This window comes from Achromobacter sp. EG18 (assembly GCF_059759395.1).
In genome coordinates this window covers 1,446,993-1,469,172 of record NZ_CM186213.1, presented here as the reverse complement: position 1 = coordinate 1,469,172, position 22,180 = coordinate 1,446,993, and the positions used below count along the sequence as shown (strand labels likewise).

The following is a 22,180-nucleotide window of genomic DNA, read 5'->3' as shown; positions in this document are numbered from 1 at the left end:
ATTACATTATCCGGAATTACTTTCGGGCCAACAAAGACGCTACCGCCGGACCCGGCGCCGATACCACCACGTCAGCCCCGCCCACACCAGTGCCCAAATACCCAGGATCGCGGCGATGAAGGGCCAAAAAATGAATGTGGAGACATCGCTCCAGCCGGGCGCGGTACGCTTGAGGCCGATAGGTGCGCTGATTTCCAGTTCGATCTGCTCGCCCTGAAGCGTCGGCCCGACCTCTTCCACCGTGAAGGTAAGCGGCGAAGTCCCCTTTGCCAGCTTCGGAAAGGGCGGGGTGGTCTCCGGCAGCGTGCCATCTATATGACTTTCAGGCCAGAGCTTGCGGTAGAAATGCGTCGCGCTGGCGCTGCTACGCGGAGCCGCAACCATCACTACGTCCAGGTCGCCGCCATCGCGCACACGAATCCGCACCGGCTCTCCTGGGTCGGCGACCGCGCCCGGCGCGCCCAAACGCGTCGTGTGTTCTCCCAATTCGGGCCGCTTTTTGCCCATCGGGCCGCCGAAACGCGCCTCCATCCATAGTGGCGCTTCGCGGATGCGGTAGATCTCGGCGCGCGCCGTCTGCCCCGGCGTAAGGGTGATCGGCGTCAGCGTCGCGTCCGCGGACGGCACATACCGCAGCATGCCCGCCGTGAACCACGCCATGGCAGCCAACCAAAGCGCCCAACCCACCACCAGCGACACCTTGCAGAACTTTTGCCACATATCGTGCAGTCCAGAATTTTCCAGCATCAAAGCGTACCCGATTTCGCGTGGGCGATTGGAAGCAATGCAGGTTCTTCCACGCATCGCTGTTTTCAGAGCGCCATGCCTCGGCAAGGAGGATGGCCGTACAAGCCAAGAACGCTACGCCTTCATCTCGCCGATGCGATAATTCCGTCCTCGGCGCAGCGATAATGGACGAATCGTTCGCTCGTCTTTGAATAAACTCCAACAGCTAGACAGGAAACATCGACTTGCCGCACTCTTTTCGATTTCCCTCGGCGCCGGCCTTGCGCCTCGCATTATCCGCGTTGACGCTGCTGGCCGCTGGCTGTGGCGGGCCAGGCCACGCCGATACCCCGTCCAAGGTTGCCGCCACCTCCACGGCGCCCAAGCCAGCGCTGCGCAAGCTGAACCCCGCCCCGGCGCAGGTCTATGAAATACGGCTGACCCTTGCCAATGTATCGGATCTCGCAAGCGCCGCAGACGGCAAATCGGCGTTTACCGTGGTGGAGGGTACCGTGCAGTTCGACGCCAGCAACGCCGCACGCTGTGGGAAATCCAACGCCCTGTCCGGTCACGTGCCGACGATGTCCAGCCACGAATCGTTCCGCCTTTCCCGTATATCGGCCACCGAGTACGTGGGTATCGTATATGCCGACATGCTGCTCGACGAAGACTATTATGGACGCGGGGTATGCCATTGGACATTGACCGAAGCACGGGTCGCAATGCGCGCGCGGGAGGATGCCGCCGACACGCGCTTCGTGGCCGAACTGTCGGCTCAAAAAGTGTTCGATGGCGGCACACAGGCGCGCTATTTCTGGAAAGGGTATTACCCCCGCTTCGAGCGGGGGCAACATACCGATTTTGGAAGTGACCGATTGGACCGTGTGTCGGACGATAAGCGTGGCGAGTTCTTTACCGTGACAATGACGGCCAGGAAGACCGCGAGCGATGCGCCAGGCAGGTGAATGGCGGGCCAACAGCAGGCGTGGCCGCCGTCAGCCATGAAAATGTGTCCTGTCGGGCGGCTAGGTTTCTGATACATTGACGCCTTGAAAATCAAGCCTTCAACCCTGAATACTCGACCTTTGTGGTATTGCTCACAATGAAAAAACTGGCTCTGCTTATTGTCCTGCCATCGTTGCTCGCGGGATGCACGTCGGCACAGATGAACATGCTGACCGGCAAGCGGAATAAAACCTACAACGACGTCAATGCGCCTTGGGTCGGCAGCACAGAAGAACAATTGATCTCCAAGTGGGGACCGCCCAAAAAGAGCTATACGCTTGAAAGCGGGGCAAAGATCATTTCGTACGAAGATATGTGGGGTCCCATTTCCGCCTATCACGTGTGCGTGGAGAAGTTCATGATCGAAAAGGGCATCGTGACCAAGTGGGGGATCTCGAATTGCCCGGCGCGCATTAAGGGCTCATTGCCGAAAGACACGCCGATTCCGCAGCCAACCCTGTAGAGGTAAAGGCGCGCGGCGCGGACGCAGAATTCAGCGTGGCCTGCTCCACGCGCAGTCGACATATTGGCCAGGGTAGCGGGACGGGGCGCGTCAAAGCACACCGCCCACTTCCAACCAACGCGACTTGGGATAGTGCTGCCCCGCAGGCGCTGGTGCAGCCGATGCAGACTTTGGGCGTTTTCCACAAAGCCGCTGGGTTTGTTCGACAACGTCGCGCCGCGGCCGCGGTAGTCGTGCTGTATCGTCTGTTTCGCCCGGCTTTTCGGCCCCGTCTCGACCATCCAATCGATTCGCAAATCTCCGGTCTGTCCACATGCGTTCCCCACTTTCCCCACGCGGTGCCGTACTTCTGCTGATCGACTTGCAGTGCGCGATTGATCATCCCAGTTGGGGCGAGCGAAATAACCCCGATGCGGAGCGCCAGGTCGGTCGGCTCCTCGCCTGTTGGCGCGCCCAGGGGTGGCCGGTCTGGCATGTCCGGCATGATTCCACAGATCCCACGTCTTACTACCGCCCAGGCCAGCCCCGGCATGAATTCAAGCCGGAGACCGCGCCCATAGGGGGAGAACCGGTCATTCCGAAGCAGACGAACAGTGCGTTTATCGGCACCGATCTGGAACAGAAGCTTCGCAACAATGGCCTCGACGCATTGGTCGTGGCGGGAGTCATAACGAACAATTCAGTCGAGGCAACTGTCCGCATGGCCGGCAACCTTGGCTTTCAGGTGTGGCTCGTGGCTGACGGTTGCTTCACATTCGCTCGGACAGACTGGAATGGGTCAGCGCGAAGCGCCGAAGATGTTCACGCCATGTCGCTCGCCAACCTGGACGGCGAATACTGCACCGTCGTCACCGCAGATGCGCTGTTAAGCGCGCTTGGCTGAAGCGAACTTGCATTTGCAAGGTTGATCGGCTGATCTGCACTTGCCCCGTGAGCGGGCGCAACGCTCCTCTCACGGATTTTCTTCCGCTCTCCATCAGGTATCGGTAGCCGCCAAGCCACGTGGCCAGGTGCGGTCACTGCATCACGCTTGGCTTCTCGAGTTCAGCATTTCCACGTTCATCATTCGTTCAGGTTTCGGTGCTTATGCTCCAGCCCGAACGCCGCAAGGCTAGATTGCAATAACGGGAGCCCGAACCATGACAGCCTTTCCGCCTCCGCCCGAAGACCCGGAGGACGATGAACACAGCCCGGCCGAGCGCGCGGCCGCCGCCGCCCGCAGCACCTGGGTGAGCGTGGGCGTGAACGTGGTGCTCGCCACCGCCCAGATCATCATCGGCATTTTCTCCAAGTCCCAAGGCCTGATCGCGGACGGTATTCATTCTTCTTCAGATCTGATCGCCGACTTCATCGTGCTGCTGGCCAACCGGCATGGCCAGAAAGCAGCCGACGCGGACCACCACTACGGCCATTACCGCTACGAGACCGCGGCGTCCCTGGCGCTGGGCGTCTTGCTGCTGCTGGTCGGCGGCGGCATGCTGTGGTCCGCCGTGACCAAGCTGGAGCAGCCCGACGCGATCCCGCAGGTCCACCTCGTCGCGCTGTGGGTGGCCTGTGGCGCCCTGGTCATCAAAGAGGCCCTGTTCCGCTACATGGTCGCCGTGGCCAAGCGCGTGAAGTCCAGCATGCTGGTGGCCAACGCCTGGCATGCGCGCTCCGATGCGGCGTCGTCGCTGGTGGTGGGCCTGGGCATCATCGGCAACCTGCTGGGCTACCCGATACTGGACCCGATCGCCGCGGCCATCGTGGGCTTCATGGTGGCCCGAATGGGTTGGAGCTTCGGCTGGGACGCCTTGCACGACCTGCTGGACCGCGCCATTGACGAAGGCGAAGCCGCCGCGATCCAGCGCACCCTGCTGGACACCCCGGGTATTCAAGGCGTGCACGATCTACGCACCCGAAAAATGGGGGATATGATCGTCGTTGACGCTCACCTGGAAATCGACGCCGGACTGACCGTCGAGGAAGGCCACAAGATCGCCGTGCAAGCGCGCCAACGCGTCATGCAGCGGCATCGTGTATTGAACGTGATGACCCATGTTGATCCCTGGAGACCTCCCGACGCGCCCACGCAGGGCGCCGAGGGCAGGGCGAATCTCGAACCAGACTGTCCGTAGCGCGTTTTGGCGACAAGGAAGAAACATGAAAATCAAGAACTCCGATACTCAGTACGCAGGCCTGGTGATCACCATGCACTGGCTCATGCTCGTGGTCCTGGCATTGGTCTACGCCTGTATGGAATTGCGCGGGCTGGCCACCAAAGGCACCGATCTGTACAACAACATCAAGGCGCTGCATTTCTCGCTGGGGCTGTGTGTGATCGGGTTGGTGGTTTTGCGGGTGGCTATCCGGGTGGCTTCGGGCCCGGCGCCTGGCGTGCGTCCGCCGATGCCGAGGTGGCAGGATGTGCTTTCACGGGTGATGCATTACGCGTTGTATGCGTTCATGATTGCTACGCCGATTTTGGGATGGCTGACGCTTAGCGCGGGAGGGAAGGTGATTCCGTTGTTTGGGTTGGAGGTTCCGGCGCTGGTGGGGCCGGATAAGGCCTTGGCGGATCAGGTCAAGGAGCTGCATGAGACCTTGGCTACGGTGGGGTATTTCCTGGTGGGGCTGCATGCTGCTGCGGCGTTGTTGCATCACTATGTGTTTCGGGATAACACGTTGGTGCGGATGTTGCCGGGAAGGCGTTGAGCTTTCTTGGGGCGGGAGCGCGGGGCGGGCGTGATCCACGGCAGAAGCGCCTCACCCGCGAGGCAGGGCTCAGACTGAAAATCGCTTGAGAACCAATGACGCATTGACGCCACCGAAGCCAAATCCGTTGAGCATGGCATGATCCATGGCATGAGCGCGCGCACTCCCAGCGATCAGGTCCAGGCCGTCTGCCAACGGATCTGGATGTTCCAGGTTGAGCACGTGTGGCGCAATCTGGTCACGCAGGGCCAATATAGTGAAAATCGCGGCGACCGCTCCAGCGGCTCCCAGCATGTGGCCCATGGCGGATTTCGTGGCCGTAATGGAGGGGCCAGAGCCTGCTCCAAACACTTGGCGAATGGCCGCCAGCTCTCCTCGGTCACCGACCAGCGTGGATGTCGCGTGAGCATTCAGGTGTTGAATGTCATGGGGTTGCAACCGCGCCTGCCGCAACGCCGCGCGCATCGATCGGGCGGCGCCGGAACCATCTTCCGGCCCGGAAGTGACATGATAGGCATCGGCGGAAGTGCCATAGCCTACGACTTCCGCCAGTGGCTTGGCACCGCGAGCCAACGCATGATCCAGCGCCTCCAGCACCAATAGCCCCGCGCCTTCGGCCATGACAAAGCCGTCCCGGGCCAGGTCAAACGGGCGGGAAGCCTTCGCGGGCTCGCTGTCGCAATGGGTCTTCACCGCCTTAGCCGCCGCAAAGCTGCCTAGCGCCACTTTGTCGATGGTGGCTTCGCTACCGCCGCAGAGCGCCATGTCGGCTTCGTCATTCCGAATCAGGCGCGCCGCATCGCCAATGGCCTGGATGCTGGCGGCACAGGCTGTCACCGGCGCTCCCAACGGACCCTTTAGCTGGTGCCTGATCGACACTTGTCCCGCCGCCAGATTGGCCAGGAAAGCCGGCACGGTGAAAGGCGACAAGCGCTGCGGCCCCTCGCCATCCGTGGTTCGCACAGCTTCGACAATGGTGCTGAAACCGCCCACGCCAGAGCCGATGATGGTTGCCGCGCGCTCCTGCTGCTCGGCGGTTGGATGGCGCCACTGTGCGTGTGCCAGGGCCTGATCCGCCGCGCCCAATGCAAATGCGATGAAGCGGTCCATGCGGCGTAGCTCTTTCGCTGGGATGACGGCTTCGGCGCGCCATCCGGCTTGCGGATCCTCCTCCTGGCTTGGCACCCGGCCAGCGATGGAAACGCCGGTGCCTTCGCCAACCGCCGCATCCAAGGCGCGTACTCCGGACTGGCCCGCCCGCAAGCGTTGCCAGGCCAGCTCCACATTGCATCCGAGAGGGGACACCAAGCCCAAACCGGTGATGACTACCCGACGTTCCATGCCGCACCTTCCGCAATTGAACCCAGCCCTTGCGACGAGCCGAGTGGGGTTTTATTGATGATGATCATAATCATAAATCAATTTTGATGAGAGGTATCATCTAACCTATGAAAGTCAGCAAAGCACAGGCCGCCAAGAACCGCGAAGGAATCGTGGACGCCGCCGCGCGCCTCTATCGAGAAAAGGGCCTGGATGGCGTGGGCCTGGCCGAGATCACCCGCGATGCGGGGTTGACCCATGGCGGGCTGTACCGGCACTTCGAGTCCCGGGATGCCCTCGCTCGCGAGGCATGCACGCGCGCGTTTGAGTGGACGATTTCGCCGCAAGAGGGGGCGGAGTCTACAGAGGCAGATGGCGCATCTGCCGGCGGACTCCGCGCACTGGTGTACGGCTATCTTTCCACGTTCCACCGCGATCACCCCGGAGAGGGCTGCCCTGTTGCCGCATTGGCGGCAGACGTTGCCAGGGCAGGGCCGGAGATGTCAGAGGTCTTTGCGCAGGGCGTGGAACGCAACTTCCAACGCTTCATGAGTGAGCTCCAGGGGGATGACCCGGCCAAGCGCACGCAGGCCATCGTGACCCTCAGCAGCATGGTTGGTGCATTGACCCTCGCCCGCGCCACGGCGGCGGGCAACCCGGCGCTTTCCGCAGAAATCCTGGCAACCGTGCGGGAGCAGTTGGCTGGATAGCTTTATTCTGGCGGCGCGGCTCAACCGCGAGTGCCCGAGCCAGGCCCATCCTCCCGGTCGGCGTCGAGATCCATCGACCCCGCACCTGCGTGATCAACGATGAATGCGCCCTCCATGAGCGGCTCGGTCAGCGCATTGTCGGAACGCTATCCTCTCGATCTCTCCCATACCGAGAGTACAAGTCCTTATCGCCAATACCCGACGCGAACGTAGTTCACGCCCAATGCGTCTGTGATGGCAGCGTGAACAACCTGGTTCGTTTCAATAATGGCGCCGCGACGGGCATCCGCGTCGCAATCTGCCGAGGCAAGGTTTCTGGAACGTCATCAGCACAATCCAAGCACAAGCGTGTGCATGCATTGTCAATTAATGCAAAGTTTTGCGTGACGGCATCATAAATATGCTAGCGTCGCGCGCTGATAATCGATCCAAGTTCATGGCGCGTTCTGATGAAATTAAGATTCGTCTGAAACAAATCTGTAGTAATGGACTTTAAAATTTCCTGAATTGGCAATGTCTGGAGCGTCTGCTCCGTTTGCCCGCACGCATCCGTCCATAGCGCGCATCGCGCGCCGATTATCAGAACTCATGTCGCCGTTGAATATACTCATCGTAGATGATCACGCTTTTCAGCGTGAATACATGGCGCACTTGGCGCGCGATATGCGGGGGGATTTTGTTGATACCGCGGCAAATGGCTGGGACGCGTTGCGAAAGCTCCGCTTGCGTCGCTTCGACCTGGTGATCACTGATTTGATGATGGACGGCGTCGACGGGGTCCAATTGATCCAGAGCCTCGCGGAATTTCGGCATCCGCCAGCGGTCGCTCTGGTCAGCGCATCTCCCAAAAGGCTTCTCGCGAGCGCCTGCCTTGTGGCCAAATTGCTGGGATTGCGTGTTATCGCTCACGCCTGTAAGCCGCTGGCAGCTGGCGATATCGAGCATATGCTGAGGCAGCTTCAATATCCCCATGATTCCCGGCCACAAACACATGCGGTTTCTCGATTTAATAAATACACGCTGCTGCATGCGCTGGAGAGTGGGCAAATTAAAGCTTGGTTTCAACCGAAATTGGCTTTGATAGATAATTCAATTTGTGGGGTTGAAGCCTTGGCCAGATGGGTTCAGAACGATGGCTCCGTGCTCTTGCCCAGGGACTTTCTGCCTTGGCTGAGCTTGCATGGACTTGATGAAAATCTCTTGGAGCGGATTATCAAGGTGGTTGTGGAGGCGCAGAATGGCTGGTTGAAACTGGGCTGCATGGTCCCGGTCTCGATAAACCTGCCTACGCATTTGCTTGATGATAGGTCTCTACCGGATCGTCTTTTGAATATAGTTACCCTGGCGGGCGGCAGTCCGCACAGGATCTGCTTTGAATTGACTGAAGGAACAACCGCCAGTCATTTGAGCGATTTTCATGCGAGCGCCTGTCGCTTGCGAATGATGGGATTCAAGCTGGCCCAGGACGATTTTGGTCAAGGCTATAGCTCAATATATAACCTTCTATCCGTGCCGTTCACTGAATTGAAGATTGATCGCTCCTTGATCCAGGATTGCACCAGTGACGACAAGGCCTGTGCCATCCTGGAAAGTGCCATTGCGCTGGGCCGAAGACTGGGAGTCATCGTGGTGGCCGAAGGCGTGGAGAATGCCGACCAGCTAGCGTTGCTGCGGCGTTTGGATTGCACTGCCGTGCAGGGTACGTACGTCGCCGAGGCGATGGACTATGAACTGATGTGTCGCAGTTTGCTAGGGAGCTTCCAAACAGGGCAACAAAGGAGTACGTTTGCGCACAAGCGGTTGCCGACCTCGCCTCTGTCACGCCAAGTGGCCCTGAGGCAGAACAGGTAAGCCACCCTCGCGCGCAATTTCAGGTACTTCTTGACACATTGGGAGATGCACCGTCACTCGCAAGGGGGACGGTGAGTTTCGATAGCTCATGCCTACCTTTATGAACCGCTGGGTGCAGGGCCTGGTGCTGCTCGCTGCCTGTCTTTTCGCGACGACGGTGGCACTTTTCTATTGGACCATGAATAGAGAAGTGGAGTTGGAGCAGGAGGAAATGTGGAAGCACTTTCAACATGTCGTGACGGACATTACGGCCCTGCAGGAGGCGCTCCTCTGGGCCGCCGATATCGAGGAATTCAATAAGCTTCCCCCTGCCCCTTCTCCTGTCAGGCTGGAGCGCTTTCACCACGCGATTGATCCCAGCCTGGAAGCGTACCTTGTCACACACATTGTGACGGGGTTGACGCATCAACTGACATTTCCGTCTCGTGGCGACGATCTGAGCAATCGGAAAGAGGCGGAGGCGATCTCTACCTTTACCAGATTGATTCTGGCCCGTTTCCTGACTCGCCTAGGCAGATTCGAGATGGGTGCGGTGCCCATAAATCTGTTCGACTTGAACAATGTGAGGCGCGTCGCCTTTGGCTGCGCCCTGCCGATCCTGGATGAAGTGCCATCTTCTCAGCAATCGTGTGACTACACAGACGAACAACTCTCGAGATTGATGCGATCGAGAAAGAAAAATGTGAATCGCGTGGTTTTCTGGAGTGGCCTTCGAGGCGAGAGTGGAAAAAACGGGCTAGTGGCGTTTGCAAGAATCAACGAGCCGAGCCTCTTCCTGCAAGGCGATTGGTGGGCCGCCATATCGCTCACATTCCGCGATATGCCACAGTTTCCTCATGTGGTGGGCGGGCATGGGCATTTTCCGGCATCGTACGAGATCCATTCTCCGGAAGGGGAGCTGCTGACAGCCGCGATTCAGGCGCCTCAGCCGCTGATTCCGGGGCTGGGATTTTTGCGCGACGCGTCTGTTGTCGAGTTTTCGAACAATGATGGCTGGAAAATAAGGTACAGGCTGTCCTATGTGGATGTATTCCGCGAGTTGTACCCCCAGCTAGTCGCGCTCGGACTCTTTCTCCTCGTCGGCTGCCTGGTGGCGTTTCTTTTTTCCCGTTGGTACTTCAAGCGCCATTACCTGCCCGCTGTGGAACAGCGGCGACGCACCATCGAAAGCGAAGAGTTTGCTCGTGGAGTGATCGAGGTTGCGCAAGTCGCCATGTGCGTGGTGGATCGCCATACCTGCGAACCGCTTAAGGTGAATACGCTCGCCAGACAGTGGCTAGGCGATGATGAGGAGCTGCGTAGCCTCGCCCGAGACTGGGTGACTCTCTATGCCGCGAACGGGACCGAGATGCGGACCGTCTCGTTGACGATAAAGAACCGTCATTTTTCTGGCTGTTTTGCGCATGCCAGATACGAAGATCATGACGCGCTCCTATGCACGTTGTCGGATATTAGCGCGCATGTCCAGGAGCAGGAATCGTTGGCGTGGGCCAAGCGGGTGGCCGACCAATCGAGCGCGGCGAAATCCGCGTTCCTGGCAATGATGAGTCACGAGATCCGCACACCGCTTTACGGGGTTTTGGGGACTTTGGAGTTGCTTTCGGAGACAGGCCTGTCAGCCGAGCAGAAAAGCTACCTGAAAACTACCCAGAGCTCGGCCGCAATTCTGCTGCGCATCATCGGTGATGTGCTGGATATGTCAAAGATCGAATCCGGCGTCATCGAACTGAACCAGGCCGCGTTCTCACCGGCGATTTTGACCGAGACGATCGCGCAAGCTTACGCCGCCGCGGCGGTGAACAAGGCGCTCTCGTTTCACTGTGTGATCAGCCCCGCCGTGCCAAAGGAAGTACTGGGAGACGAAGATCGGGTGCGGCAGGTCCTGAGCAATCTGGTCAGTAATGCCATCAAATTCACGGAGATCGGTCGTATCAGGCTCAGCCTGGAGGCTAGATCCGCACGCGGTGGCCACACGGAGTTGATCTGGTGCGTGTCCGATAGCGGAATCGGGATCTCGAGCGCGGATCAGTCACGGCTCTTCGAACCTTTTTTCCAAGTGCGTTCCGAGCCGGGAATGGCTAGCGGCACCGGCTTGGGGTTGGCGATCTGCAAGAGCCTGGTCGATCTGATGGGCGGCGCCATGGACGTGGCGAGCAAGGTGGGCGATGGCAGCACCTTTTCGGTTTTCCTGGAGCTTCCTCTGGTCAATGGCGATATCGCAGTGTTGCCGGCGCGTCCCTTGCCAACGATGGATGTGTTGGTCCGGGCCCCTACTGTGGAACTCAGGCGCCATTATCGACAGTGGTTGGAACGTTGGGGTGTGCGGTGCGACAGCGAGGAGTTCGCAAGCCCGGCAACCCAGGACAGGGTGTTGCTGAACGTATCGCCCGAACTCATGGCTCCATTGCGTTGGCCTGGCAGGCAGATTGTCGCGACAGAGCGCGGTCCGTTGCAACCTCAATGGTTGTCCGGGGCAGTGTGTGTGAGCAGTCATTCCCTTGCGGCGCTTGCCGAGGCTTTGGCCCTGGTGCTGGACGGGCCCCAGGGGGAGCGCGGCCAGTCGGAATGCGCGGTGGCGGGCCCGGGGCCGCGGGCCATGTTGGATATGTCGCCATTGGACGTCCGGTTTCCCAGGACGTTGGGTTTGAGGGTGCTGCTGGCGGAGGATAGCGCTATCAATCAAGAGGTGCTGGAACGTCAACTTAAAGTCCTGGGTTGTTCCGTTGTTGTTCGAGGGGACGGTGCCGGCGCGCTCAAGGCCTGGAGCGAGGGCGAGTTTGACGTGCTTCTGACGGACATCAACATGCCCGGGATAGGAGGGCCGGAACTGATCCGCCGTCTTCGTCATGCGGGGATGGACAAGCCGATCATCTGTGTCACCGCCAACGCCCAGGTGCATCTGAGGTCGGCAGCCGAGTATTCGGAGGTCGACGCCTGGATCGTCAAGCCGATAACGCTGCGAACGCTGCAGGATTGCCTGCAGCGTACGGTCGCGAACCGGTATCGAGGCGACGCAGGAGGCGTTCGCGTGGTCCGCCAGGACGATAGCGGCGCTGATCACATCGATGGCGAAATTCCCAGCTTTTTGCATGGAATCTTTCAAGCCTCCATGGCTGCGGACGTGGCAATTATTCATCGGTGCCTGGAAGAGGGTGACGAGGCTGGGCTGAAAGCCGCGATTCATCGCGTGCATGGCGGTTTGGTGATGGCCGGGCTGGAAAGAATGGCGCAGCAATGGCAGGCCGAGGAAGAAAGAATGGAAACAGGAATGCCTCTTGAGGATGATGATGTTGGGCGCGTCCACGCCATCGTCAACGCGCTGGAGATGTTGCTGAACCGATTGCGGGTCAAGGCACCGTGATTGAAAGACCGTGATATCCAAGGGATGCTAATGAAAAGTGCAACCATTGTTCTTGCCGATGACCATCCGATCGCGACTGCCGGTGTCCGTTATGCGCTTTCGCGTTTTCCAAACTACAGGATCCTGGGCGAAGCGCGCTCGTCGGACGAATTGATTGACCTGATATCGGCCTTGCGGCCGGATGTGGTGATCACCGACTACAACATGCCCGGATCCGCTCGATTGTCGGACGGCTTGAGAATGATCGCCTATCTGAGAAGAACGTTCCCCGACGTGGGCGTCGTCGTTCTCACGGTGATGTCCTCGGCGTCCGTGACGGCAAGCCTATATAAGTTGGGGGTCGCCGCGGTCCTTGTGAAGACCGGGAGCCTTGAAGACTTAAGCAATTCGATAGACAGGACGCTGCAAGCCGTGCAGCGGTCATCGCCGGATGGGGGCATCCAAGTGTCACGCCAGCAGGCGAGTGTCGACATCCTGAGCAAGCTGACAAGAAAGGAACTTGAAGTGCTCCGTGAGCTCTTCTCGGGTTTGAGCGTAAGTCAGATTGCCAAGAAGCAGCAACGAAGCATCAAAACGATCAGCGCGCAAAAGGTGTCCGCGATGCGCAAGCTCGGAACCTCCAATGACCACGAGCTGATCATGTTCCTGGCGGCACACCATTTGTTCACCTAGGCGTTGCCAAGGGGGGCTGCTGTGAGCCGCGCATCCAACCCTTTCACGCAGTTGTCTGAAAAAGTACGTCCGCGCGGCAGACCTCGCTTACTGCTTTGCCCCTCTGGGACATTTCTCTAAATCGGATTACGTATGATTAACTCTTGCCTCGCAGTCGTCACTGAAATCACCGGTCGGGCGTGGATACGCAATAGCGACGGCTCGTTGACCGAGCTGCGCCAGGGCAGCAATGTGCCCGCCGGCAGCGACATCGTTACGGCCTCGGGCGCCAGCGTGGCGCTGCAGGTGGGGAACGGCATGCCGATCGTGATTGGCGAAGACCGGGATGTGGCCGTTACCGAAGACATGACCGGTCCTCTGGCCGATCCCACCGAAGCCGCGGTGGAGCAGCCCGAGGGCGCCGATTCCGACCGCCTGTTGGCGGCTCTCAAGAACGGGCGAGACCCGTTCGAAGGTCAGGCGCCTGCCGCCGCCACCTTGACCGGGAGCGGTGACGGTGACGGCGGCGGCAGCTTCGTTCGCCTGGCCCGAATCCTGGAAACCACCACCCCATTGGACCTGGCCTACCCGAACCCGGCCCGCCGCGCGGACACGATCGATCGCGCCGCCAGCGGCATCGGTGGCGACCGCGGCGCGGCGGGAGACAACAACAACGCGCCCCTGGCCGCCAATGATCTGGTCCGCACCGACGAAAGGCGAGTCGTGCGGGGCAACCTGCTGGTCAACGACAGCGACCCTGACGGCGATCCCGTGACCCTTGTGCTGGTCAACGGCAGCCCCATGAACGCCGCTGGTGTCGACGTCGCCGGTTCCAACGGCGGCACTTTTACTGTGCTGCCGGACGGCAGCTTCACCTTCGCTCCTGGTGACCGCTTCCAACGCCTTCCCGAAGGCCAGACCGCCACGACCACGATCACCTACGTCGTTGCCGACCCGAGCGGCGTGACTTCCACCGCCACTGTGGAAGTGACCGTGGTCGGGCTCAACGATCCCGCCCAGGTCTCCGCCGCCCAACCGGGGGGCGATGCCGGCCTCGTGATCGAGGATCAAAAGTCCTCTGCCAGCGGCAAGCTCAGCGTGGTCGATGCCGACGATGGCCAGTCCTTCTTCGTGGCCGTGGCCGACCGCCCGGGCCTGTATGGCACGTTCTCGATCGACGCCAGCGGCAACTGGACATACACGCTCAACAACGACGATCCCAAGGTGCAGTCGCTGGCCGTGGGCGAGAAGCTGGTCGAGACCTTCACGGTCACCACCGCCGATGGCACCACCAGCACCGTCACCGTCATGATCGACGGCACCAACGACAAGCCGGATCCAAGCGGCGAGCGCGATGGCGCCGTGGCCGAAGACGGCAGTACCTCCGCCGCCGGCAAGCTGGACGTCGCCGACGTCGACACCAGCGACATCCACACCTGGACTGTCGGCAATGACGGCAAGGGCCAGTACGGCATGTTCGCCGTCGATCAGAACGGCAACTGGAAGTACGAGCTGGATAACGGCAGCGACAAGGTCCAGGCCCTGACCGAAGGCCAGAAAGTCACCGACACCATTACCGTCATGGTTGATGACGGTCATGGTGGCACGGCCACCCAGACCATCACGGTCGCCATCACCGGCACCAACGACGCCGCCGTCATCACGCCGGGCCACCCGGGCGATGACACCGGCAACGTCCAGGGAGACGACCCGCTGAACACTGGCGGGAACGTCGAGGAAGATGGCACCCTGTCCACCGGCGGCAAGCTGGACGTCACCGACAAGGACGCCGGTGAAGCCGCCTTCAAGCCCCAGACCGACGTCAAGGGCGACCATGGCTCGTTCTCGATCGGCGCTGACGGCAACTGGAAGTACGACCTCGACAACGACGATCCCAAGGTCCAGGCCCTGGCCGTGGGCGAGCAGCTGGTCGAGAGCTTCACGGTGACCACCGCCGACGGCACCACCAGCAGCGTCACCGTCACCATTGACGGCACCAACGACGATCCGAAGCTGAGCGGCGAGACCGACGGCGACGTGGCCGAGGACGGCATTACCACCGCCGCCGGCAAGCTGGACGTGACCGACGTCGACGCCAGCGACACCCACACCTGGACCGTCGGCAATCACGGTAAGGGCCAGTACGGCACGTTCACCGTCGATCAGAACGGCAACTGGGAATATGAGTTGGACAACGGCAGCGCCAAGGTCCAGGCATTGACCGAAGGCCAGAAGGTCACCGATACCATCACCGTCACGGTCGACGATGGCCGTGGCGGCACGGCAATCGAGACCATCGCGGTGGGCATCGTCGGCGCCCGTGACGCGGCGGTCATTGCTCCGAGCAAGCCGGGCGACGACCAGGGCGTCGTCCAGGAAGACGCCTTCCAGACCGCCAACGGCAAGCTGGTCGTCACCGACCCGGATGCCGGCGAGGCCATGTTCCGTCCGCAGACCGACTTCGCGGGTCAGTACGGCAAATTCTCGATCGACGCCGACGGCAACTGGGCTTTCAAGCTCGACAACAACGCCGATGCCATCCAGCGGCTGGGCGCCAAGGACAGCCTGACCGAAGCCTTCACGGTGACCACCGCCGACGGCACTACCGGCAAGGTCACCATCACCATCAACGGCACCAACGACGCCCCGACCATCAGCGGCGCGGCCACCGGCGCCGTCAAGGAAGATGGCACCCAGACGGTGACAGGCCAGTTGGCCAAGGCCGACGTCGACGTCACCGACAAGCACGCCTGGTCGCTGAATAATGACGGCAAGGGCCAGTACGGCACCTTCACGCTCGACCAGAGCGGCAAGTGGACCTACGTGCTGGACAACAACAGCGCCAAGGTCCAGGCCCTGGCCGAAGGCCAGAAGGCGACCGACTCCATCGCGGTGATGGTGGACGACGCCAACGGCGCAACGGCGACCAAGACCATTACCGTCGACATCACCGGCACCAACGACGCGCCGACTCTCACCGGTACCCTCATCGGCCAGGTCCAGGAAGGCAGCAACCAGGAACTGACCGGGCAACTGATCGCGCGTGACGTCGACACCAACGACACGCCGGTCTGGTCGCTGGAAAACGATGGTGACGGCCAATACGGCACGTTCACGCTCGATCCGAACGGCAAGTGGACTTACTCACTGGACAATGCCGATCCGAAGGTCAAGGCGCTCAAGGACGGCGAACGCCTGACCGACACCATCACCGTGACCGTCGATGACGGTAACGGCGGCACCGCCACTGAGGTCATCAGCATCACTGTTGTTGGCACGAGCGATGGCGCCATCATCACCCCGAGCAAGCCGGGCGACGACAAGGGCGTCGTCCAGGAAGACGCCTTCCAGACCGCCAACGGCAAGCTGGTCGTCACCGACCCGGATGCCGGCGAGGCCATGTTCCGTCCGCAGACCGACTTCGCGGGTCAGTACGGCAAATTCTCGATCGACGCCGACGGCAACTGGGCTTTCAAGCTCGACAACAACGCCGATGCCATCCAGCGGCTGGGCGCCAAGGACAGCCTGACCGAAGCCTTCACGGTGACCACCGCCGACGGCACTACCGGCAAGGTCACCATCACCATCAACGGCACCAACGACGCCCCGACCATCAGCGGCGTGGCGACAGGTGCCGTCAAGGAAGACGGCACCCAGACGGTGACAGGCCAGTTGGCCAAGGCCGACGTCGACGTCACCGACAAGCACGCCTGGTCGCTGAATAATGACGGCAAGGGCCAGTACGGCACCTTCACGCTCGACCAGAGCGGCAAATGGACCTACGTGCTGGACAACAACAGCGCCAAGGTCCAGGCCCTGGCCGAAGGCCAGAAGGCGACCGACTCCATCGCGGTGATGGTGGACGACGCCAACGGCGCAACGGCGACCAAGACCATTACCGTCGACATCACCGGCACCAACGACGCGCCGACTCTCACCGGTACCCTCATCGGCCAGGTCCAGGAAGGCAGCAACCAGGAACTGACCGGGCAACTGATCGCGCGTGACGTCGACACCAACGACACGCCGGTCTGGTCGCTGGAAAACGATGGTGACGGCCAATACGGCACGTTCACGCTCGATCCGAACGGCAAGTGGACTTACTCACTGGACAATGCCGATCCGAAGGTCAAGGCGCTCAAGGACGGCGAACGCCTGACCGACACCATCACCGTGACCGTCGATGACGGTAACGGCGGCACCGCCACTGAGGTCATCAGCATCACTGTTGTTGGCACGAGCGATGGCGCCCTCATCACCCCGAGCAAGCCGGGCGACGACAAGGGCGTCGTCCAGGAAGACGCCATCCAGACCGCCAACGGCAAGCTCGACGTCACCGACCCGGATGCCGGCGAGGCCGTGTTCCGTCCGCAGACCGGCACCGCGGGGCAGTACGGCACGTTCTCGATCGATGCCAACGGCAACTGGACCTTCAAGCTCGACAACAACGCCAATGCCATCCAGCGGCTGGGCGCCAAGGACAGCCTGACCGAAGCCTTCACGGTGACCTCCGCCGACGGCACCACCGGCAAGGTCACCATCACCATCAACGGCACCAACGACGCCCCGACCATCAGCGGCGCGGCTACCGGCGCCGTCAAGGAAGACGGCACCCAGACGGTGACGGGCCAGTTGGCCAAGGCCGACGTCGACGTCACCGACAAGCACGCCTGGTCGCTGAACAACGACGGCAAGGGCCAGTACGGCACCTTCACGCTCGACCAGAGCGGCAAATGGACCTACGTGCTGGACAACAACAGCGCCAAGGTCCAGGCCCTGGCCGAAGGCCAGAAGGCGACCGACACCATCACCGTGACCGTCGACGACGGCAACGGCGGAACCGCGACCAAGACCATCACGGTCGACATCACCGGCACCAACGACACCGCCGTCATTACCCCACCCAAGCCGGGCGATGACGCCGGAAAGGTCCAGGAAGACGAGATCTACGTGGCCAAGGGCAAGCTGGACGTCACCGACAAGGACGCCGGCCAGGCTTCGTTCACGCCGCAAACCGATTTCGCGGGAAAGTACGGCACGTTCTCCATCGATGCCAATGGCAACTGGAGCTTCAGGCTCGATAACGACGCCAAGGCCGTCCAGCAGTTGGGCGCAAAGGAGCATCTCACCGAAGTCTTCGCGGTCACGACGGCCGACGGAACCGCTGGCAAGGTGGTCATGACTATCGCCGGCACCAACGACGCGCCGACCCTCACCGGCACCGCCACCGGCCAGGTCCAGGAAGGCAGCAACCAGGAACTGACCGGGCAACTGATCGCGCGTGACATCGACGCTAACGACAGGCTTGCTTGGTCATTGAACAATAACGGCAAGGGCCAATACGGCACGTTCACGCTCGATCCGATCGGCAAGTGGACTTACTCACTGGACAATGCCAATCCGAAAGTCACGGCGCTCAAGGACGGCGAACGCCTGACCGACACCATCACCGTGACCGTCGATGACGGCAACGGCGGCACCGCCACCCAGCTCATCAGCATCACTGTCGATGGCACGAGCGATGGCGCCATCATCACCCCGAGCAAACCAGGCGACGACAAAGGAGTCGTCCGGGAAGACGCCATCCAGACCGCCAACGGCAAGCTTGTCGTCACCGACCCGGATGCAGGCGAGGCCGTGTTCCGTCCGCAGACCGGCACCGCGGGGCAGTACGGCACGTTCTCGATCGACGCCGGCGGAAGCTGGACCTTCAAGCTCGACAACAACGCCGATGCCATCCAGCGGCTGGGCGCCAAGGAAAGCCTGACCGAAGCCTTCACGGTGACCACCGCCGACGGCACCACCGGCAAGGTCACCATCACCATCAACGGCACCAACGACGCCCCGACCATCAGCGGCGCGGCCACTGGGGCTGTCAAGGAAGACGGCACCCAGACGGTGACGGGCCAGTTGGCCAAGGCCGACGTCGACGTCAACGACAAGCACACCTGGTCGCTGGACAACGACGGCAAGGGCCAGTACGGCACCTTCACCGTCGACCAGAGCGGCAAGTGGACCTACGTGCTGGACAACAACAGCGCCAAGGTCCAGGCCCTGGCCGACGGCCAGAAGGCGACCGACTCCATCGCGGTAACGGTGGACGACGGCAACGGCGGCAAGGCCACCCAGGTCATCACCATCGACATCACCGGCACCAACGACGCCCCGACCATCGGCGGCACGGCCACTGGCGCGGTCAAGGAAGACGGTACGCTGATCACGACCGGCCAGTTGACCAAGACCGATGCCGACACCAGCGACACGCATATCTGGTCCGTCAGCAACAACGGCAAGGGCCAGTACGGCACCTTCACCGTCGACCAGAACGGCAAGTGGACCTACACGCTGGACAACACCGGCACCAAGGTCCAGGCCCTGAAGGAAGGCGAAACCGTCATCGACACCATCAAGGTCACGGTGGGTGACGGCCATGGCGGCACCGCGTTCAAGGAAATCACGGTCACCGTCACTGGCACCAATGACATCGCCAAGATAACCGGCCAGTCCACCGGCGCCGTGATCGAGGACAAGACGCTGGTCACCACCGGCAAGCTGACGGTCTCGGACGCCGACGCCGGCCAGAGCACGCTGGTCGCCCAGGCCAACGTGGCGGGCAAGTACGGCACGTTCTCGATCGACGCCAACGGCAACTGGACTTACACGCTGAACAACAGCCTGAAGGCCGTCCAGGACCTGCCCGCCGGCAAGGTGCTGAAGGAAACCTTCGAGGTCGTCTCGGCCGATGGCACCGGCAAGCAGCTGATCACGGTCGACGTGGTCGGCACCAATGACGCGCCGGTGGCCGCCGACAACGCTATCAACGTCAAGGGCGGGGGGAGTCACACGTTTACCGCCGCGCAGTTCAACTTCAACGACGGCGCCGAAGGCAACTCGTTTGACAGTGTCATCATCACACGCCTGCCGACCGAGGGCAGTCTGACCCTGAACGGCAAGGCCGTTCTGACCAACGCCGCGGTCTCGGCGGCGGACATCGCCGCAGGCAAGCTGGCCTATGCGGTGTCGGCCGCCGGCCAGGACACCTCGTTCGGCTTCCAGGTGCGCGACAATGGCGGCACTGCCAATGGCGCCAGAGATTCCTCGAGTGATTACAACTTCGCCATCAAGATTAACAACTTCGTCGCGGGAGATAACGATAGCAGTGGTACAGGCACCAAACCACCGTTGAGCGGCGGCGCCGGCGACGATGTCATCCTGGGAGATAGGGGCGGGGCTGTCACCACGGTCGAGCCGGGCAAGAACTACAACATCGCGATCGTGGTCGACACGTCGGGCAGCATGTTGCAAGCATCGGGTACCGCAGGCATGAGTCGGATGGAGCTGACCATCGACGCGCTCAAGAACCTGGCGAACACCCTCAAGGGCCATGATGGCGTCGTCAACGTGGCGCTGATCGGGTTCTCAACGGTTGCCAGCACGAAATACACAATCAACGGCCTCAACGCGAACAATTTCGGCGGCTTGATCAGGGCCATCGAGAAGCTGAGCGCAATCGGGATCACCAACTACGAAGGTGCTTTCGACGAAACCATCAAGTGGTTCAGCAAACAGTCGTCGTCTGGTGGTAAGAAATTCGAAAACCTCACCTATTTTCTGACGGATGGTGATCCGACCGCCAGCAACAGCGGGGCGCACGGCAGCCATGGCTCAGGTCATATAACGACAAATTTCGTCGACATGCAGGATGCTCTCGAAAAGTTCAAGGTCCTGACGGATATGGGCGCGAGGGTGAACGCCATTGGTATTGGCACGGGCATAAACGAGACCTACCTGAAGTTCTTTGATAACTCCAAAGTCACGGGAACGGGGAGCGTTACCTTTGATGTCGGACAGGTCATTGCCGGCGCGACGGGCGAGCCTCAGATTGTCAATACCGCCCAGGAACTTGCTGCCGCGCTGCAAGGCGCCTCGTCCAATACGGACCCGGCCGCCGTGGGCAACGACATCATCAACGGCGGTGCGGGCAACGACATCCTCTTCGGCGATACGCCAAACACTGATGGCAACGTTCTGGACTGGGATTCAGTGGGCGGCCGCCCCGCCAATCTGGCGCCGGGCTCGGGCCTAAAGGCACTGCAGGTGTTCCTGGAGATGCGAGACGGACATGCGCCGTCCAGCGGCGACCTGTATCAGTACATCAAGGACCATCACGCCGACTTCAACCTCGCCGACGACCCGCGTGGCGGCGATGACACGATCCACGGCGACACAGGCGATGACATCATCTATGGCGGCGCCGGCGGCGACAAACTATACGGCGGCGACGGCAATGACGTGTTGCACGGGGGGGCGGGCAACGACGTGCTGGAAGGTGGCAACGGCAACGACCTGCTGATCGGCGGCAGGGGCGACGACACACTGATCGGCGGCGCCGGCAGCGATACTTTCAAATTGGAACTGGGTGACCAGGGCACCACGGCTAAGCCGGCCGTCGATATCATCAAGGACTTCGCGCCGGGCAAGCCCTCCGATGGCGGCGACGTCCTGGATCTGAGGGATCTGCTGGTCGGAGAGAAAGATGGCACGCTTACCGAGTTCCTGAACTTCCACAAGGAAGGCAACAACACGGTCATCGACGTCAACACCCAGGGCAAGCTCGGCTCCCAGGGCGCGGACAAGAAGATCGTGCTGGAGAACGTCGATCTGACGCAGGGCGGCCAACTGAACAACCAGGCCATCATCAATGACCTGTTGCAGAAGGGCAAGCTGAACGTCGACGGCAGCTAGACCGTCTTGGCCGGCCGGGCTGTTCGGCCTGGCCGGTGGAATAGGCGAGCGCGTTCGTAGTCTCCGTCCACGATGGCTTGGGACGGAGACATCCGCCGAGGGTTGTATGACCCGCGCCCGAAAGCCGCGCTTTCTTCCTCGAACTCGTGACGGCGATGAGATACGAGCCAGGAAAGTCCCGCGGTTCACCCATCTCTTAGCGAAATGAATCTCGACGCGCGCCCCGCGTCGGGATGCGCCGTCGCGCGGCGCAGGTTCTCTTCGGCCGGTATGTCGGCCAATTCGATCAAACAGCTCGACCCGCCGCTTGCGCAACGCCGCCGGGGCGGTCGTGGCCAAGAGGGCCAGAGCGCAACGTGGACGTTTGTGCGGGAAATGCGGAACGCGGGCGTGCCGAAAAATGGACGATCAAAAATGCCGCACAGACGATTCTGAAAAGTGACTTCAGGCCTGATCGAAAGCGGCCTGTCCTGGGACAAAATCCGTCGCTTGGGATCGTTCCGACGTTGGCGTGCCCGCGGCTTTTTCAGTGGGCGCGCACGGCGTCAGCCCTGTGCGGGGAAGGCGGCCGCTTCGAATTGACCCGCCCTCCATGCACCGAACCAAACAGGATTGTCGTCCGGGCCCTCGCGCTCGACACGACAGCATAAAAGC

At 61.2% G+C, this 22,180-nt stretch carries 12 protein-coding genes; 10 read left to right on the top strand and 2 right to left on the bottom strand.

Annotation, left to right across the window (positions count from 1 at the left end; translation table 11 throughout):
• Positions 1–39: 39 nt before the first annotated feature.
• Positions 40–747, bottom strand: coding sequence for a hypothetical protein (locus tag AC6CR5_RS06820; protein WP_058664586.1), 708 nt, complete (start codon positions 745–747; stop codon positions 40–42).
• 224 nt (positions 748–971) lie between these two features.
• Between AC6CR5_RS06820 and AC6CR5_RS06815 the strand changes: the two genes are divergently transcribed.
• The 5 genes from AC6CR5_RS06815 to AC6CR5_RS06795 all read left to right on the top strand — a co-directional run bounded on the left by AC6CR5_RS06815 (position 972) and on the right by AC6CR5_RS06795 (position 4,888).
• Positions 972–1,691, top strand: coding sequence for a hypothetical protein (locus AC6CR5_RS06815; protein WP_498085390.1), 720 nt, complete (start codon positions 972–974; stop codon positions 1,689–1,691).
• Between the two features lie 137 nt (positions 1,692–1,828).
• Entirely contained in the window at positions 1,829–2,194 is a 366-nt protein-coding gene (locus AC6CR5_RS06810; protein ID WP_026384357.1) for a hypothetical protein, read from the top strand.
• A 313-nt stretch (positions 2,195–2,507) separates the two neighbouring features.
• The gene (locus tag AC6CR5_RS06805; protein ID WP_498085389.1) at positions 2,508–3,077 is read left to right on the top strand and encodes a cysteine hydrolase family protein; all 570 of its coding nucleotides are present in this window, start codon (positions 2,508–2,510) and stop codon (positions 3,075–3,077) included.
• Between the two features lie 256 nt (positions 3,078–3,333).
• A complete protein-coding gene (locus AC6CR5_RS06800) occupies positions 3,334–4,311 on the top strand; it encodes a cation diffusion facilitator family transporter (RefSeq protein WP_498085388.1) in 978 nt (325 codons plus the stop codon).
• Positions 4,312–4,336: 25 nt separating this feature from the next.
• Positions 4,337–4,888, top strand: a complete 552-nt coding sequence (locus AC6CR5_RS06795; RefSeq protein WP_498085387.1) for a cytochrome b — start codon at positions 4,337–4,339, stop codon at positions 4,886–4,888.
• Between the two features lie 69 nt (positions 4,889–4,957).
• On the opposite strand, the gene fabF is transcribed toward AC6CR5_RS06795, so the two are convergent.
• Entirely contained in the window at positions 4,958–6,229 is a 1,272-nt protein-coding gene (fabF, locus tag AC6CR5_RS06790) for a beta-ketoacyl-ACP synthase II (protein ID WP_457953516.1), read from the bottom strand.
• A gap of 107 nt (positions 6,230–6,336) precedes the next feature.
• Between fabF and AC6CR5_RS06785 the strand changes: the two genes are divergently transcribed.
• The 5 genes from AC6CR5_RS06785 (at position 6,337) to AC6CR5_RS06765 (ending at position 21,526) form a co-directional block, all read left to right on the top strand.
• Complete coding sequence (locus AC6CR5_RS06785) at positions 6,337–6,918, top strand: TetR/AcrR family transcriptional regulator (RefSeq protein WP_457953514.1); 582 nt, start codon at positions 6,337–6,339, stop codon at positions 6,916–6,918.
• 513 nt (positions 6,919–7,431) lie between these two features.
• Entirely contained in the window at positions 7,432–8,769 is a 1,338-nt protein-coding gene (locus AC6CR5_RS06780; protein WP_200903968.1) for an EAL domain-containing response regulator, read from the top strand.
• A gap of 88 nt (positions 8,770–8,857) precedes the next feature.
• Positions 8,858–12,130: a hybrid sensor histidine kinase/response regulator gene (locus AC6CR5_RS06775; protein ID WP_498085386.1), complete on the top strand. Its 3,273-nt coding sequence runs from the start codon at positions 8,858–8,860 to the stop codon at positions 12,128–12,130.
• Positions 12,131–12,802, top strand: coding sequence for a response regulator (locus tag AC6CR5_RS06770; RefSeq protein WP_153228219.1), 672 nt, complete (start codon positions 12,131–12,133; stop codon positions 12,800–12,802).
• Between the two features lie 132 nt (positions 12,803–12,934).
• Complete coding sequence (locus AC6CR5_RS06765; RefSeq protein WP_498085385.1) at positions 12,935–21,526, top strand: retention module-containing protein; 8,592 nt, start codon at positions 12,935–12,937, stop codon at positions 21,524–21,526.
• Positions 21,527–22,180 lie beyond the last annotated feature (654 nt).

Excerpts from the sequence above, each read along its gene's own strand:
- AC6CR5_RS06820 (WP_058664586.1), bottom strand. The coding sequence starts at position 747 with ATGCTGGAAAATTCTGGACTGCACGATATGTGGCAAAAGTTCTGCAAG.
- AC6CR5_RS06810 (WP_026384357.1), top strand. The coding sequence starts at position 1,829 with ATGAAAAAACTGGCTCTGCTTATTGTCCTGCCATCGTTGCTCGCGGGA.
- AC6CR5_RS06805 (WP_498085389.1), top strand. The coding sequence starts at position 2,508 with ATGCGTTCCCCACTTTCCCCACGCGGTGCCGTACTTCTGCTGATCGAC.
- AC6CR5_RS06800 (WP_498085388.1), top strand. The coding sequence starts at position 3,334 with ATGACAGCCTTTCCGCCTCCGCCCGAAGACCCGGAGGACGATGAACAC.
- AC6CR5_RS06795 (WP_498085387.1), top strand. The coding sequence starts at position 4,337 with ATGAAAATCAAGAACTCCGATACTCAGTACGCAGGCCTGGTGATCACC.
- fabF (WP_457953516.1), bottom strand. The coding sequence starts at position 6,229 with ATGGAACGTCGGGTAGTCATCACCGGTTTGGGCTTGGTGTCCCCTCTC.
- AC6CR5_RS06785 (WP_457953514.1), top strand. The coding sequence starts at position 6,337 with ATGAAAGTCAGCAAAGCACAGGCCGCCAAGAACCGCGAAGGAATCGTG.
- AC6CR5_RS06780 (WP_200903968.1), top strand. The coding sequence starts at position 7,432 with ATGTCTGGAGCGTCTGCTCCGTTTGCCCGCACGCATCCGTCCATAGCG.
- AC6CR5_RS06775 (WP_498085386.1), top strand. The coding sequence starts at position 8,858 with ATGCCTACCTTTATGAACCGCTGGGTGCAGGGCCTGGTGCTGCTCGCT.
- AC6CR5_RS06765 (WP_498085385.1), top strand. The coding sequence starts at position 12,935 with ATGATTAACTCTTGCCTCGCAGTCGTCACTGAAATCACCGGTCGGGCG.